Annotated in this window: 13 protein-coding genes and 1 pseudogene; 7 read left to right on the top strand and 7 right to left on the bottom strand. The window is 69.5% G+C overall.

The window, feature by feature from the left end:
* Positions 1 to 228: 228 nt before the first annotated feature.
* From ACIP89_RS23500 to ACIP89_RS23480, 5 genes are all read left to right on the top strand, one after another.
* Positions 229 to 1,776, top strand: coding sequence for a GMC family oxidoreductase (locus ACIP89_RS23500; protein WP_401924715.1), 1,548 nt, complete (start codon positions 229 to 231; stop codon positions 1,774 to 1,776).
* A 257-nt stretch (positions 1,777 to 2,033) separates the two neighbouring features.
* Positions 2,034 to 2,669, top strand: coding sequence for a carboxymuconolactone decarboxylase family protein (locus ACIP89_RS23495; RefSeq protein WP_402116530.1), 636 nt, complete (start codon positions 2,034 to 2,036; stop codon positions 2,667 to 2,669).
* Positions 2,666 to 3,562, top strand: a complete 897-nt coding sequence (locus ACIP89_RS23490) for an SDR family NAD(P)-dependent oxidoreductase (RefSeq protein WP_402116528.1) — start codon at positions 2,666 to 2,668, stop codon at positions 3,560 to 3,562. Before ACIP89_RS23495 ends, ACIP89_RS23490 begins: the two co-directional genes overlap by 4 nt.
* A 329-nt stretch (positions 3,563 to 3,891) precedes the next feature.
* On the top strand, positions 3,892 to 4,947 hold the full coding sequence (locus ACIP89_RS23485) for a carboxymuconolactone decarboxylase family protein (protein ID WP_402116527.1): 1,056 nt from the start codon (positions 3,892 to 3,894) through the stop codon (positions 4,945 to 4,947).
* A gap of 359 nt (positions 4,948 to 5,306) precedes the next feature.
* Positions 5,307 to 6,101 carry a helix-turn-helix transcriptional regulator gene (locus tag ACIP89_RS23480; protein WP_401924723.1) on the top strand — a complete coding sequence of 265 codons (795 nt, stop codon included), beginning with the start codon at positions 5,307 to 5,309 and terminating at the stop codon, positions 6,099 to 6,101.
* Between the two features lie 156 nt (positions 6,102 to 6,257).
* Here the strand turns inward: ACIP89_RS23480 and ACIP89_RS23475 are convergent, their stop codons facing one another.
* The 5 genes from ACIP89_RS23475 to ACIP89_RS23455 all read right to left on the bottom strand — a co-directional run bounded on the left by ACIP89_RS23475 (position 6,258) and on the right by ACIP89_RS23455 (position 11,715).
* Positions 6,258 to 6,959, bottom strand: a complete 702-nt coding sequence (locus ACIP89_RS23475; protein WP_402116525.1) for a maleylpyruvate isomerase family mycothiol-dependent enzyme — start codon at positions 6,957 to 6,959, stop codon at positions 6,258 to 6,260.
* Positions 6,956 to 7,990: an NAD-dependent epimerase/dehydratase family protein gene (locus ACIP89_RS23470; RefSeq protein ID WP_402116523.1), complete on the bottom strand. Its 1,035-nt coding sequence runs from the start codon at positions 7,988 to 7,990 to the stop codon at positions 6,956 to 6,958. The genes ACIP89_RS23475 and ACIP89_RS23470 overlap by 4 nt, the downstream gene beginning before the upstream one ends.
* A gap of 202 nt (positions 7,991 to 8,192) precedes the next feature.
* Positions 8,193 to 9,503, bottom strand: a complete 1,311-nt coding sequence (locus tag ACIP89_RS23465) for an ABC1 kinase family protein (RefSeq protein ID WP_402116521.1) — start codon at positions 9,501 to 9,503, stop codon at positions 8,193 to 8,195.
* 93 nt (positions 9,504 to 9,596) lie between these two features.
* On the bottom strand, positions 9,597 to 10,370 hold the full coding sequence (locus tag ACIP89_RS23460) for a TIGR03084 family metal-binding protein (protein WP_402116824.1): 774 nt from the start codon (positions 10,368 to 10,370) through the stop codon (positions 9,597 to 9,599).
* A gap of 616 nt (positions 10,371 to 10,986) precedes the next feature.
* Positions 10,987 to 11,715 carry a hypothetical protein gene (locus ACIP89_RS23455; protein WP_401924733.1) on the bottom strand — a complete coding sequence of 243 codons (729 nt, stop codon included), beginning with the start codon at positions 11,713 to 11,715 and terminating at the stop codon, positions 10,987 to 10,989.
* Between the two features lie 1,153 nt (positions 11,716 to 12,868).
* On the opposite strand from ACIP89_RS23455, the gene ACIP89_RS23450 reads away from it, so the two are divergent.
* Together ACIP89_RS23450 and ACIP89_RS23445 are read left to right on the top strand one after the other, a co-directional pair.
* Positions 12,869 to 13,222: an RICIN domain-containing protein gene (locus ACIP89_RS23450; RefSeq protein ID WP_401924735.1), complete on the top strand. Its 354-nt coding sequence runs from the start codon at positions 12,869 to 12,871 to the stop codon at positions 13,220 to 13,222.
* Positions 13,223 to 13,696: 474 nt separating this feature from the next.
* Positions 13,697 to 13,882, top strand: a complete 186-nt coding sequence (locus tag ACIP89_RS23445) for a hypothetical protein (RefSeq protein ID WP_402116519.1) — start codon at positions 13,697 to 13,699, stop codon at positions 13,880 to 13,882.
* A gap of 162 nt (positions 13,883 to 14,044) precedes the next feature.
* Here ACIP89_RS23445 and ACIP89_RS23440 read toward each other — a convergent pair.
* Together ACIP89_RS23440 and ACIP89_RS23435 are read right to left on the bottom strand one after the other, a co-directional pair.
* Positions 14,045 to 14,287 (bottom strand): annotated as a pseudogene (locus ACIP89_RS23440) (IS701 family transposase); the annotation flags it as partial.
* Between the two features lie 219 nt (positions 14,288 to 14,506).
* On the bottom strand, positions 14,507 to 14,776 hold a 270-nt coding region (locus tag ACIP89_RS23435), incomplete at its 5' end, for a hypothetical protein (protein WP_402116517.1).

Raw genomic sequence — 14,776 nt, 5'->3', positions numbered from 1 at the left:
GTAATTCCGAAATTACTGTCGCAGTACCTGGCACTTGAGGATCTACCACCCCGGCAAGGGCTGCTTCTCTGACGTTGCCACGGTTCGAAGGGAGCACTCGCCTTCAGTGCGGGGAATATCCACGGCTCCGGTCATTGAGCATTCTCGGAGAAGACCGAATGCGGGCAGCCTGTAAAACTCGGGTGAGATCGGACCCTGTCGAATCACAGTCTGGCGAGGTTTAAATCCATGACGCACACGTATGACGCGATCATCGTCGGGTCGGGCTCCGCGGGTGCGGCGCTCGCAGCCCGGCTGAGCGAGGACCCGGCCCGTTCGGTGCTCCTCATCGAAGCGGGCCCGGACTTTCCCGATCCGGCCGGCATCCCGCACGACATCACCAACGGCAACGCCATGTCGATGAGCAAGCACGACTGGCACTACCGCGCGGAGATCATGGACGGCCGGCGCATCCTCTTCCCCCGAGGAAAGATCACTGGCGGCTCGTCCGCGGTCGGTGCCACCATCGCGCTGCGGGGCGTACCCGAGAACTACGACAAGTGGGCGGCGGCCGGCAACCCGGCGTGGGGGTACGAGCAGGTGCTGCCGTACTTCCGCCGGCTGGAGGACGACCTGAACTTCGAGGGCCGCTACCACGGCAAGGGCGGCCCGGTGCCGATCCGGCGGTTCCAGCCGGATGAGATGACCACCATGCAGCGCGCCTTCACCGAAGCGAGCCTGGCAGCCGGGTTCCCCGAGGTCTCCGACCACAACCACCCCGAGGCGACCGGTATCGGCCCGATCCCGTCCAACCGGCGCGACCCGCGTTTCCGGGTCTCGACGGCGATGGCGTACCTGACGGGCGAGGTACGGGCACGGGAGAACCTGGCCATCCGCAGCGGGACGCTGGTGCACGAGGTGCTCTTCGAGGGCGACCGCGCGGTCGCCGTCCTGGTCTCGTCAGGTGCCGGCCGGCCGGAGGAACTGCGGGCGCACAAGGTCGTCCTGTCGGCCGGCGCGGTCAACACCCCGACGCTGCTGATGCGTTCGGGGATCGGCCCGGCCGACGACCTGACCAGGCTCGGGATCGACGTCCGGCTGGACCGGCCCGGGGTCGGCGCCCACCTGATGGACCACCCGCGGACCGGCGTGTTCATGCGGCCCAAGGAGGGGGCCCTGGACGAGAACGTGCCGTTCCTGCAGTCCATGGTGCGGACCACGGCCAAGGGGTCCACCGACTTCAACGACATGCAGTACTACATGGTCAACCACTTCGACCTGGAGCTGTTCCCCGAGCTTCAGATGCTGGCCGGCGCTTCGATGATCTTCGGCGTGATGGTGGTGGACCAGCAGCCGGAGTCGGTTGGCCGGCTGCGGCTGGCGTCGGCCGACCCGGCGGCGGGGCCGGACATCCAGCTCGACTTCCTCTCCACAGAACGGGACCTGGAGAAGATGGTCCAGGGCGTCCGGACCTGCTGGGAGCTGGCCAACCACCCGGGGATCGCGTCGCGGGGCGACGGCTTCATCGTGCTGAACGACAAGCTCATCGAGAAGGACGCGATGGTCGAACAGTACGTGAAGGTGAGCCTGGACAGCGGCTACCACCCGGTGGGCACGGCCCGCATGGGCACCGCTGACGACGCGGGCGCCGTGGTGGACGAACAGCTGCGGGTGCACGGGGTGGAGAACTTGTACGTGGCCGACGCCTCGGTGATGCCGAGCATCGTCAACTGCAACACCAACCTCACCTCGATCATGATCGGTGAGCGGCTGGCGGACTGGCTGCGCGCCGAGTGAGCTGAACCCGCCCGGCCTCCCCCGACGGCCGTTCCGGCGCCTGCCGCGCCGGAACGGCCGTCCGTATGTCCAGGTCCAGGACCCGCCGGCAGGCGCACGCAGGGCAATTTGAAAGACGAGACGCCGTCACCATTCCTGCCACCATGAGGGAAAACAACGCCGCAATTACCCGCCAGACAGCAGACCCGGATATATTCCCGTTTTTCTGAATTAGTTCGCGGGGCGGCTCCCACAATCGGAAGAAAAGGAGATCGTCCATGACCGAACCGAATGTGCTGAGCACGGTCCGCGTCCCCCTGGTGGGGGAGGATGAGGCCCAGGGCAGGACCGCGGAGCTCTACGGGGCGATCAAGTCCCGGATGGGCATTCCCTTCGTCCCGGACATGTTCCGCCTGGTGTCCAGCCGGCCCGACCTGCTGGAGGTCGTGATCGCCGGCTACGGCGGCGTGTTCAACGACGGCGTGCTGCCGCGTGCGACCCGCGAGATGATCTCCGCCTGGAGCTCCAAGGTCAACGGCTGCCCGTACTGCGTGGGCACCCACAACTGGTTCCTGGCCCAGTTCGGCGGCGACCAGGAACTCACCGACGCGATCGCCGACTCCGCCTCGGTGGAGGATCTGCCGATCGACGAGCGCACCAAGGAGCTCATGCGCCTGGTCACCCAGATCTGCACGGGTGCGTTCCGGGTCACCGACGAGGACTGGGCCAGGACCGAGGCCGCGGGCTGGACCAACGCAGAGATGCTGGAAGCGGTGTTCACCGCTTCGCTGTTCGCCTTCATCAACCGTCTGGTGGACGGCCTGGGCCTGGGCGACTCGGTGGCCCGCAGCCGGATCGCCTCGCAGCCGGAGGACGCCACGGTGTCCGAGCAGCGGCTGGCAGAACCCCGGTGAGCAGCCCCTCGCGCGCGATCCTGCTGACCGGGGCGTCGTCGAGCACCGGCATGTCCTCCGGCACCGGAAAGGCCGTGGCACTGCGGCTGCACCGGGCCGGCTGGCCGGTCTACGCGACCGCGCGGCGGCCGGAGGCACTGGCCGAGCTGGAGGCCGAGGGCATCCGGGTCCTCCAACTGGACGTCAACGACGAGGATTCGATGGCGGCCGTCGTCGACAAGATCACCGCCGAGCACGGCTCGGTCGGCACTCTGATCAACAACGCCGCCTACAGCCTCAACGGCACCATCGGCGAGACGCCGATGGACGAGGTGCGCAGCCAGTTCGAGACGAACCTGTTCGGACTGTGCCGGCTCACCCAGCTCGTGCTGCCCGGGATGCGGGCCCAGGGCAGCGGCCGGGTGGTCATGATGTCGTCCATCTTCGGTCAGTTCGCCACCCCGGGCCGCGGCTACTACCAGGCCACCAAGCACGCGTTGGAGGCCATCAGCGATTCGCTGCGCCTGGAGGTGGACGCGTTCGGCATCAAGGTGGTGCTGGTCGAGCCGTCGCCGGTGCTCGGCGGGTTCGTACCGATGTCGGTCGCCGACCTCGGGATGTCCGGGCAGGAACGCGGCGGTCTGTACGACGACTTCTGGCGGTACTTCGTCGACTGGCACGGCGCCTACCGGGAGACGGAGAAGCCGAGCGGCCGCGGCCGGATGGCGGTGCGCGCGGAGACCGTGGCGAAGGTCATCGAGAAGGCTGTGACCAGCGACAACCCGCGGATCAGGTACCGGATCGGGATGCCGTCCCGGTTGCTGCCGAGGATGCGGTGGACCATCGGGGACAGGATGTTCGAACGCTTCGTCCGGGCGTTCTTTCCCGTCCCCGAGGACGTCCTCCGAAAGTAGCGCCGTCCGCCCGAAGGGCGGGCCCGGCGGCGCCTGGTGCCTGCGATCGCAAGGTGCGGAAATGCCCTCGTAGCGGAGCTACCAGGGCATTTCCGCGACGCCGCGAGCGTGCGTGCCGGGCGCCGCCGGGAAGGCGACTTTCAGAACACGCCCCAGGGCGTGCCGTCAGACCGCAAGAATGAAGAAGGAGGAACCCCGCATCGGTGTGACGATTGACTTGCGCACCGAAAGACATCCGCCGAGGAGCTGAGGGAAGTGCCACCGATGCATGAAGGCCACGCGGGGCCACCGCGGCGCGACGTCCCCGGTACGGATCCCGGAGCGGACGCATGAAGGACCCGAGACTGCTCGTCCAGTCGCCGCTCAGGAGGCTGTCCCTGCTCCAGGTCCGGCACATCGCGACCGTGCCGTTCGGTGAGGCGACCGGCGACACCGCCAGGGTCTACCGGGAGCTCGAACGGGACTTCGGGGTGCTGGCTCCGCCCATAGCCCTGCACGCCCCGGTGCCGGCGCTGCTCGCGGCCTCCTGGATGACACTGCGCGAGACGATGCTGGTCGACGGGCTGGTACCGCGGGCCGCGAAGGAAGCGGTGGCCGCCGCCGTGTCCCGGAGCAACCAGTGCCCCTTCTGCACCACCATGCACTCCACGATGCACAACTCCCTGGCCGCCCGGCCCACTTCGTCCCGGCGGGGCGCGAAGGCGGGACCGAACGGCGGCGCGGGGACGGCGCCGGACCAGTTGACGGCGTGGATCGACTCGGCGGGCAGGCCTCCCTTCGCACCCGAGCTGACGCCGGAGCTGGCCGGGACCGCGTTCTGCCTCCAGTACCTCAACCGGATGGTCAACGTCTTCCTGGGCGCGCAACCGCTGCCGCCGCGCGCCCCGGACCGGGCGGTGGGCCCCGTGCTGCGGGTGCTGACCGGCCTGATGCGCAGCTCCGTCCGGGCCAGCCCCCGAACGGGTACGTCGCTGTCGCTCCTGCCCGACGCGCCGCTGCCGCAGGACCTGGGCTGGGCGGCGGCCGATCCGCGGATCGCCGCGGCGCTGGCCCGCAGTACGGCGGCCGTCGAGCTGACAGCGGCGGAACTGGTCCCGGAGTCGGTCCGGGACCTGGTGGCCGCCGAACTGGCCCGCTGGGACGGCGGCGACCCCGGCCTCGGCCGGGCCTGGCTGGACGCACCGCTGCGGGAACTGCCGTCGGCCGACCGGCCGGCGGGCAACCTCGCACTGCTCACCGCCCTGGCTTCCTACCGGGTGGACGACAAGGCCATCGCGGACTTCCGGCAGAACGGCGGGGGTGACCGGGAGATCCTCGCGGTCACGTCGTGGGCCGCCCAGCGGGCGGCCCAGCGGCGCAGCGGACAACTGCTCCGCGACAACTGAATACCCGGCTCCCCTCGGGTCGGCAGCTGTAGTTCCGCCCACCGCCCTGCGGTGGTGCTCCGACATAGGGTCCGTGCGCCCTGAATTCTCCAGGTGTTGATACCCGATGCAGTGCAGCGGGATCCAGCACTTTCATGTCGCTGCCCGAAAGCGGGTTCCCTCTCCCTCCGACCTGCGGTTGTCAGGCGCTGCCCTGCCCGTCCGGTCAGGACCTACTCGCTTCATCGGCACGCTCGGAGAAACACCGTGCAAATCTTTGCGGTACACATTATCGCACCGACAGAGCGTCAGTTCTGAGAAGTTGCTCGGCCATTTCCGTCAGGACGCATTCGATTCATCGACAAGCTTGGAGCATTGCCATGCAGGTCGCCGTTGAGCGCGCGATAGCGACGATGTGGAACCGATACGAGGAACCACTCTCGCTCGACGAGATCGCCAACACCGCGATTCTCAGCAAGTTCTACTTCTCCCGGGTGTTCCGAAATTTCACCGGGACCTCTCCGGGGCGGTTCCTTTCCGTGGTCCGGTTGCACCAGGCGAAGAGCCTGTTGTTGGAGACCAACCTCAGCGTCACCGAGATCTCCTACCGGGTCGGTTACAACAGTCTCGGCACCTTCACCAGTCGGTTCACCCGCAGTGTCAGCCACTCCCCTGCCCGCTACCGGGCGCTGGCCCGTGCCGGGCTGCTCGCGCCGAGCGGCGGGGCCGCCACGGGGCCGCAACAGCTCCTCGACGGCTGCCGGCCCGCCAGCGAGCTCGAAGGAACCATTCGTCTCCCCACCGCACAGCCGGTACGGATCTACGTCGGTGCGTTCCGTGAGTCCATCGTGCAGGGCCGCCCAACCGCCTGCGCGATCCTGGACGGGCCCGGTTCGTTCTCGCTGCGCCTGCCGGAGGGCGCCTGGTACATCCGGGCGGCCGTACTCGCCACGGACGACCCGCCCTCGCCGCTCGGTCCACGGCGCCCACTGCTAGTGGCTTCGAGCCAGGTACTGAACGTACGACGGGGCCAGGACACCCGGGTCAACCTGATCGGGCGTCCGCTGACCCCCCTGGACCTGCCGATCCTGCTGGCGCTGCCGGAGCTGGACTTCTCGGGTCTGCCGAAGGCCGGCGGTGCTCCCTTCGAGCTGCCCGCCATCACCGGCACCTGAGTCCGTGGGGGCGCAGGAGAACGCCCGGCCCGTCGTGCGACGGGCCGGGCGTTCTCCTGCGGTGCGGCCCGCCCGTGCGCCGGCCCCGCCCTGGGCACCGGCCCGGCCGGTGCGGCCCCGGACGGTCCCGCCGCGGCCCTCGCGGGGCCCGGCGGGTCAGAACCCGCAGACCGGCTCCACCTCGTTCGCGGGAGGCGCGAACGGCCCCCAGACGAAGGCCGGCATCCAGGTCACCGACGGGGCCCCGGACCAGCGCAGGTCCTCGATCTGGTGCCGGGTGCGGCGGCCGGTCAGGGACCGGAACACGTCGAAGGCCGGGCCGTGGACAGTGGCGACGGCAGCCCCCTCTCCCACCACCCAGTCCCGCTCCGGAGTGTCGATCCGCAGCGCCGGCAGGTTCCCGCCGTGCACCGCGAGGCCGAAGCCCATGGTGGCCAGGTCCAGCGCGCCGGGGAACGCCGGATGGCCGGACGGCGCGACCGTCTCGCCCAGGCCGACGCGCAGGTCGGTCTCGTGCGAGAACACGTCGAGCAACAGGATGCGCCGCCGCAGTTCGGGGGTGCGGTCCAGTGCCTCGCGCAACTCGCTGTCCAGGGCGTCCCACCGGTCCAGCAGAACGGGCAGGTCAACGCCCTCCGACGGGCGCAGATCTATCTGGTTGTCCTCCAGGGCGACGAACGACTCGCATATGTGGACCAGGTGTCCGATCAGATCGCGCACGGTCCAGTCCGGGCAGGCGGGCACACCGGCGGCGGCCGTCTCCGGCGTCCGGGTGACCAGGGCGGTGATGTTCTTCCTGGTCCGCCGGTAGGCGTGGTGTTGCTCGGCCGGATCGTGTCCGGTCCCGGCCGCCGTCATGACCCGCTCCGCTCGCCCGCGGTACCGGCCTGGCGTCGCGTCAGCAGGCCGGCCCGGTGGAGCCAGCGAGCGGTGTCGGCCATCGTCGTCGCGACGGGCCGCGCCGTGGGGACGTCGGCCGTAGCGGCCCGGGCCACCGGCACCGCGTGCACGCAGGTGTAGGCGGCGCCGAACTCGGCGGGTATGTGCCACGGCCACCACCGCTGGACCTCATCGGCGACCCGGGCGGCGGGAAGCATGGCCCGCCCCGGCAGCCGTAGCGTCGTGAGCCTGCGGCCGGTCGCCGCGCGGAGCTCCGTCAGGTAGTCGGCAGTCGTCACGTACCGGTTGGGCCCGAAGACCCGTACCGGCTTGTCCGGCGGCGGGCCGAGGGCCAGTCCCCCGAGTACCGCGGCGGTGTCACGCACGTCGCCCAGCGGGAAACCGCCGGTGGGCCACAGCGGCATCAGGCCGCGCAGCGCGTCGCGCAGCCGGCCGGTCTGGTCACCGAGCCTCGGGTCGTCCGGGCCCAGCAGGGCCGGGGGGTAGACGATGTGGATCGGCGCCCCGTCGTCCTGGTACCGCCGGGCCAGCGTCTCGCAGGCCGCCTTGCTCGCCAGGTAGGGCTCGACCGGGTCCCCCACCGGGCTTTCGGCGCGCAGCTCGGATTCGGTGGTGGGAATCAGCGCGCCAACGGTCGAGACGTACAGCACCGTGCCGGCCCCGGCCCGGACCGCCGCCTTCAGGACCGCTTCGGTGCCCGCCACGTTGGTGCGGGTGATGTCGTCACGGCGCCGGCGGTCGAAGGAGTAGACCGACCCCAGGTGGATCACGGTGTCGGCGCCGCGGACCGCGCCGGCCACCGCTGCCTCGTCGGCGACGTCGCCGGTGACGGTCTCCACCGTGTCCGGTTCGATGCCGAGCGGGCCGAGCGCGGGCGCCAGCCGTACCGGGTCGCGCACCAGCAGCCGGATCCGTGCTCCACCGGCCGCGAGGGCGGCGACGGTGTGCGAGCCGAGGAAGCCGGTGCCTCCTGTCACACAGACCAACATGTCGTTCCTCCTTTTCCGTCCCCTGCTCGACGTGCCGCTTCGCCCGCCGGCGCGGCCGGTCCGCAGGCGTGCACAGCCGGTCCGGCAGGAGCTGTCGGGTGATGTCCGCCATGCGGCGGCTCGTGCCGTCCGGCCCGGTCCGCACGAAGGCGGAGGCGGGCGACCGCAGACCGTACGGGGTGCGGCGGGGTCGGCACGGTTCTCAGGCGGCCCACCCGCCGGAGGGGCCGTTCTCAAGGCGCTCGGAGTCCACTTGGACGTCCTTGGCGAAGGAGGCCATGAGTACGGGAACCGCCTCGGCCTGGAAGTCGACCTCGGAGTCGAACTCCTTGATCATTCCTTCCAGCACCAGCAGCGACAGCAGCGGAAAGGCGAACTCGGCCGCGGCGAAGACTCCGAAATCCTTCTGGAGCTTGAACAGCCGCGGCGCGAACGCCCCGAGGTCGAAGTCCTTCGACAGCGCCCCGGCCACCTCGTCCACCAGCTCCGTCACCGCGCTGCGGAAGCCCTCCCGGTCCATGTCCGCGGGGAGCCGCGCGGCGCTGTCGAGCACGATGTCCGCACACTCCGGGCCGTTGCCCTGGGCCATGTTGAGAAAGAAGCCGGCGAAGGAGCGCCGCACCGCGTCGGGCAGCTGCACCACGAAGCCCGCGTCGAGCACCACCACCCGTCCCTCCCCGTCCAGGCAGAGGTTGCCCGGATGCAGGTCGCAGTGCACCACGCCGTCCACGAAGAGCATCCGGTAGACCGCCCGGAGCACGTCGCGGACCACCTCCTGACGGCGGGCCATCGACATGCCGTGGGGCCTGAACCGGCCGATGTCCGGGACGAACTCCATGGTAAGCACCGTCGGTCCGCACAGTCCCTCGACGGGCGCCGGGATCCGCAGCTGGGTGTGGTCGGAGAGGTTGCCGCGCAGCGCGAGCAGGGAGTCGTGTTCGGCATTGAAGTCGAGCTGGCGCAGGACGGCGCCGCCGAGCTGTCCGATCATCTCCTCGGCGGGCAGGTCCCGCATGCTCGGCAGCAGCCGGCCGGCCCGCGCGCCGAGCAGGGCGAGGCGCAGATCGGCCTCCAGCACCGGGCGGATGCCATACCGCTGCACCTTGACGGCGACCTCGCTGCCGTCGGCCAGCCGTGCGCGGTGCACGCTGGCGATACTGCCGCAGGCCACCGGCTCCCAGTCGAACTCGGCGAAGGCATCGGACATTCCGGCCTCGGCGAGGGTGCGCGCCACCGCCGCCCGCCTCGGCTGCCGTACCTCGTCGGCCAGTTCACCCAACGCGTCGCACCAGCGTTCGGGGACCAGGTCACGGCGCGTGCTGAGCAGTTGCCCCGCCTTGACGAAGAACGGCCCCAGCGCGGTCAGCAGCCGGGGAGCGCGGTGCGCCAGCCGGGTCCGACCGCCGCGGGTCATCGTGTGCGGCAGGGCGGCGATCAGATGTCCGGTGACGATCAGGGCGGTGGCACAGGCACGCTTCGGCAGCAGCCACCAGCTGGTCCGTTGTTCTCGCACGGCAACCCCAGATCCCTCGTGTCGGGCGGACCGAAGACGGCCCGTCAGCTAGGAAAGCAGCCCCCCGGGCCGGTGATCTATACGCCATATTGCTCACTGCGGTGCCCGGCCCGTGCCGGGCGGTCCGGTGTAGGACTGTGCGATGTCCAGCCACCGGCCGGCCTCCGTCCCGACCGCGGTCAGCGCGAGGTCGTCGCGGTGTCTGCGACGGGTGACGAGCAGGCAGAAGTCCTGGGCCGGACCGGTGATCCGCTGCCCGGCCTCCGGCGGGCCGAAGGCCCACAGCTCCCCGGACGGGGCCGTCAGCTCGAAACGGAACGGCTCGGCCGGAGCCCGCAGACCGCGGGCGCGGTAGGCCAGGTCCCGGGTCCGGGTCCCGAGGAAGACGATGTGGCCGATCCGGTCGGTGAGCACGCGCGGACGCCCGAGGCCGTCGCGGATGTCCTGGCCGTGCGCGAACAGCTCCGCCAACGCCACCGCGGCGAGCACACTGGCCGGCAGCGGCCCGGCCGGCCACGGCACCAGGTCGCGCCGTTCCCGTGCGGACAACCCCTTCTCGGCGGCAGTCCGTTCCTCGGCCCAGCGACGCAGCAGACGGGGAGCCGGCTCCGCGACGTACTCGGCGAGCCCGGCGTCCATCCCGGACTGGAAGTCCTCCCGGACCGGCGCGATCTCGGCCTCGAACGCCTCCGTGTCGCTCACCGAGAGCCGGACCATACGGGAGACGTACGCCAGGTGAGCCACCTGGTGACGGACCGTCCAGGAGGCGGCGGGGGTCTCCGCCGCCCATTCTTCGGGGCTCAGTCCTGACACGAGGTCACCGAGTTCGGTGCCCTCCACCGCCAGATCGGCGTACACGTCCTGCATCGCGGTCACGTGGCCATTCCTTTCGAGGCGCCGAAGAACGCAGCGGGCGAACCGCGTCCATCTTCCGGGCGCGGGCGGACCGCCGCTTCTTCGCCCGTGCTCTCCGCGCCGCCTTCGACGGCCTGGAAGTGACGGACTGACCTGTCCCTCCACGGCGAGGCGCCGCAGCGCGAGCAGAGCCGGTTCCAGCAGGAGACTCACCAACACTGCGCGATGTGAGCGCCACCGAAGCTCACGAGCTGGCGCGGGGTCTTCCTGCTCCTGCTGCCGCTCACCGCGATCGCCGCCGTCCTGTCCCCGCCGGGGCTGCGCAGGCTTCGAAGGCGTCACGGCTGAGGAGTACGTTCTCGTCGCCGCCTATACCGACCTCCTGCGCGAACACGGCTGGACGGTAACTGACCGTACGACCAACCGGCCCGGGCTTCTCCTCTCGAAGCCCCCTGCGGTTGTGCCCCACCCGGAATGAGGCTCCTCAGGCGCTGTCGACATCCTGGAACGACATAGCCGGGGAGGACCTCGTCTCCCCGATCAGCGGGGTTGCGGGTCTCCAGGGCGACGTCTTCCAGGAGACCCGCAGCTCTCTGGCGTCCGACAGCCAGGTGCAGCAGCGCGGAACCTAGAAGAGCCCCTCCCGGTCCAGGTTGATCAGCATGACGATCCACACAGCGGCGGCGCGCACCACGCCGCGGGCCTCGCTGGGGTGGACCTCGAGGTCCTTCGCGCCGCCTCCGTGGCGGACCCAGGGCATTGCGGACCCGTAGTTGTGGAGCTGATTGATCGCCTGTCGCAGGGGGGTGCGCTCGCCGTCCGGGAACAGGCTGGACAGTCCGTCGTTGATGCTCTTCCGTCCGGAGGCGAGCCTGACCACCCCCTCCAACGTGTTCACGGCCAGAGCAACCGCCTGGCGCTCGTCGCCGGCCTTCTGGGCCGCCAGTACCTTGGTCCAGTTCGCGCGGGCAGCGACGTACTTCCCGGTGAGCAAGGACAGAGGACCGATGGCGGCCTCCTGGACATCGAGCTCCTCGGCCCCCTCGTCATTCTCGTAGAAGACGCCGTCGCTCATCCTCAGCCCGATCTCGGCTTCATCGAGGATCTTGTTGACCTGATCGTCGTGGGAGTACGACCCTTCCAGGGCTTTCTCCAGCAGGTCGAACACCTTGGGATCCGGCAGCCGCTCCAACTGATCATTGATCCACATGATGTTGTCTCTGCCCCACATGTTGGCGGGCACCGGAAGGACGAGCCAGTCGGCGAGCGTCGACACCGCCTCATCCTCCAGCCCGTGAACCTGGTCCTGAAGGATTTTGCGCAGCCCGGGCGGGGCTTCCTCACGCTCGTGACTCATCGTCGAACCTCCTGATCTGTACAGCACTTCGGCCTGCATTGTTGACGAGAGGGCAGGTCGATGAGTCCACTTTCCGCACAAGCAGTGCAGACCGGGAGCGGAACCCACCGCCTCGCTCCCGGCAGGTGCAGGCTCACATGCTGTCAGGACCGCTCTGGGTCCTCCGCTGCATCGCGGCGGTTCACCGCCGCGAGTCTCGCCACCGTGCTGCTCTCGGGACGGGTCCGCCTTTCCATGCTCCTCATCACCCCGTTCAGGGGGCAGCTTGGGCGCCCGGTTCGACGGCACGGTTCCGAAAACCGACCCGGTGCTCGTCTTCGACGGCGCGGAAGTGCTGTCACCGCTGACCCGCGGGCACCGGGCGGACTTCGAGGTATCCCAGCGCGCCGACCGCCGCGAATCCGGCTCGTCAGTGGCAGCCTGTCCATCGACTGGCCGCCCTTTGCCTCCTGATCTGGTGGAGGTGGGTCACCCGACCGCCGAAGAGCGCCGGGCTCGTCTCCGTCCGGACGGAAGACGATGTCGCCCAGCCGCTGTGGGAGGCTGTCGAAGCGTTGGAGGAGACCGGGCTCCGCGATACCGGCGGCTGCGACGTCCTCCGGGCGGCCCTGCGGCCGCTCGGTCCCAGCCGAAAGCCGAAGCCGCCGACCGGGTGAACGGTAAGCCCAGCCGCGGGTCTGGGCAGGGAATGCCGGCCGAGTTGCAAGACGCGCGGATCGCCTGTCTTGAACGGGCCGGCATCACCCTGGAGTACGGGCTGGAGCAGACGGCACGGAGCCGGTTCTGGTGGGAGCAGCACCCCGATGGAGGCCACGCCGGACGAACCCGGTCGCGGATTGCGCGCATTGCACACGATGTCTGCGCTCCGTGCTAAGGACCGACGCCGCCCAGCCATCGCAGGATGGGTGCGAACCAGAAGAGCACTCGACAGAGGAGTATTCGCGTGACTCAGACACAGCGGCAGAGTTTCCGGGGTGCCATCCGTACCCGAGCCCTCATGACAAGCCGCGCGGCCCGCATCGGCGGCGCAGTTCTTGCTGCAGCTGCTCTCTCGCTCACCGCAGCGGGCACGAGCAGCGCTGTAAGTCCCGATCGCACGCCCCGCGTCAGCACCTCTTCCGCGTCCGGAGCGGACGTCTACGCCTATGCCTTGATGAACCAGAACACCAACCGTTGTATAGACGACAGTTATGGTGACGGCCTGCACGGGGTGGGGTGCAACGGCAACGCCCACCAGAAGTTCGACTTCTACCACCAGTCCGGCGACATCTGGGCGCTGCGGAACCAGAGCACAGGCCGTTGCATAGATGACAGTTATGGTGACGGCCTGCACGGGGTGGGGTGCAACGGCAACGCCCACCAGCAGTGGGAGATCTCGTACTTCTCCGACGGCACCTCAGCGTTCCGCAACCTGAGCACCAATCGGTGCATGGACGACAGCTACGGTGACGGCCTCCACGCGGTGGACTGCAGGTACAACAACTACCAGAGTTTCTACTTCCAGTAGCCCCCGACGCGAGATACCCCGGACCTTGTACCAAGGAGTTTGGTCGATCTCCGCAGATGCTGTCGGTCTTCCCCAGGCGTTGCCAGTAGGACAAGGGGGAGGCCGCCGAAACGGGGGTATTCCTCGTACTCCTCATTAGGTGCATCCGAAGACGGGGGGCCGGCGTGGCGAGCGAATTGCGGCATCGGTCCCTCCGTGTCGCAGAGCCTCGGTGGGGGCTCGTGACGGCCGGCGCGGACATCGCCAGGCCGATCATGCCGACCCAGGCCGCGCACCGACGCGCCGACGGCGGCGATCCGCACCCGCGGCGGCCTCGCCGGATCGGACATGTACACCCACCACGGCGCCCAGTACAGAGCCGGGGTCTGCCGGTCAGGGAGTTCCACGACCGGCTGCGCGACCGGGGCCGCCAAGCGGCGGGCCGCAACGTCGAGCCGACGGCCGGTGTGATCGACTCATAGTCAGTCAAGGCGGATGCAGTCGTCGGACTCCGACAGCCGCGCCTTCGACGGCGGGAAGCTGATCAACGGCCGCAAGCGGCACGACGTGGTCCACACCTTCGGCCTGCTGCTGGGCGTCAAGGTCACGAGCCCGGAGTCACGAGAAGGAGTCCGTCGCGGGCTGACTTCCGGGTGCTCGCCGCGACGCCAGGAGCAGTAGCAGGGGCAGGAGTACGAGCGCCGATCCGTACAGCGGGCGCAGGCGCAGGCGGGCGCGTGACAGGTGGGGCAGGCGCCGGTCCAGGTCGCGAGGAGTATCTGCAGCTCGCGAACGACTCGGTAGAGGCTCAGGCCGACGCCGCTCTTTCGGGGATCGACTCAGTCACTGAAGGGTGCAGAAGGCGTGGGCGGCCGAGACGAGGGCGACGTGGTGGTGCCAGCCTGGCCAGGTCCGGCCTTCGAAGTGGGCAAGGCCCAGGGCCTGTTTCATCTCCCGGTAGTCGTTCTCGATAAGCCAGCGGAGCTCCGCGGTGCGCACGAGGACTGGCAATGGCGTGGTCTCGGGCAGGTTGGAGAGCCAGAACTGCACGTGCTCGTCCTGCTCGGCGGGCCATTCGGCCAGCAGCCAGCGGACCAGAAGCCAAGCCCTTGGCCCCTGCACAACCACGTCTGACAGCAGAGACCGTGGAGCGCCCAGTGCGATGAGAGCCGCACGCCGATGCGGCGAGCGGCCTGGGGAAACGGGTCGGCGGCAATGCCGAAACCGCGCCCCAGGCCGACTCAGCATCAGTACCGAGACCGGGAACCCCGTCTACGTCTCCGGGAGCTGCGGACGCGTTCGCCGTCAGTGCTCGCGCCGCCGAAACCTGACCGCCGCGATCCCGGCACCGACAGCAAGGAGGACGGGAAGGAACGTTACCCACGCGCGGACTACGGTGGCTCCGGTCAGCGTCATGATCACACCCCCGAGCACGTAAATTGCCAGGAAGGCCAGAATCAGATTGGCCACGGGATGGCCCCTAAGGGCTGTCCCGTAAACGATCTTCAGAGGGCGACGCACGGCCCAGCACGCGGCCTTGCTGGGTCCTCTGCTCGTGTGCTGCCCGGCTTCAGG

The sequence above is a fragment of the Streptomyces sp. NPDC088730 genome (assembly GCF_044751215.1).
GTDB lineage: Bacteria > Actinomycetota > Actinomycetes > Streptomycetales > Streptomycetaceae > Streptomyces.
Note: the sequence above shows the minus strand (reverse complement) of the source record. Positions and strands in the feature narration are given on the sequence as shown.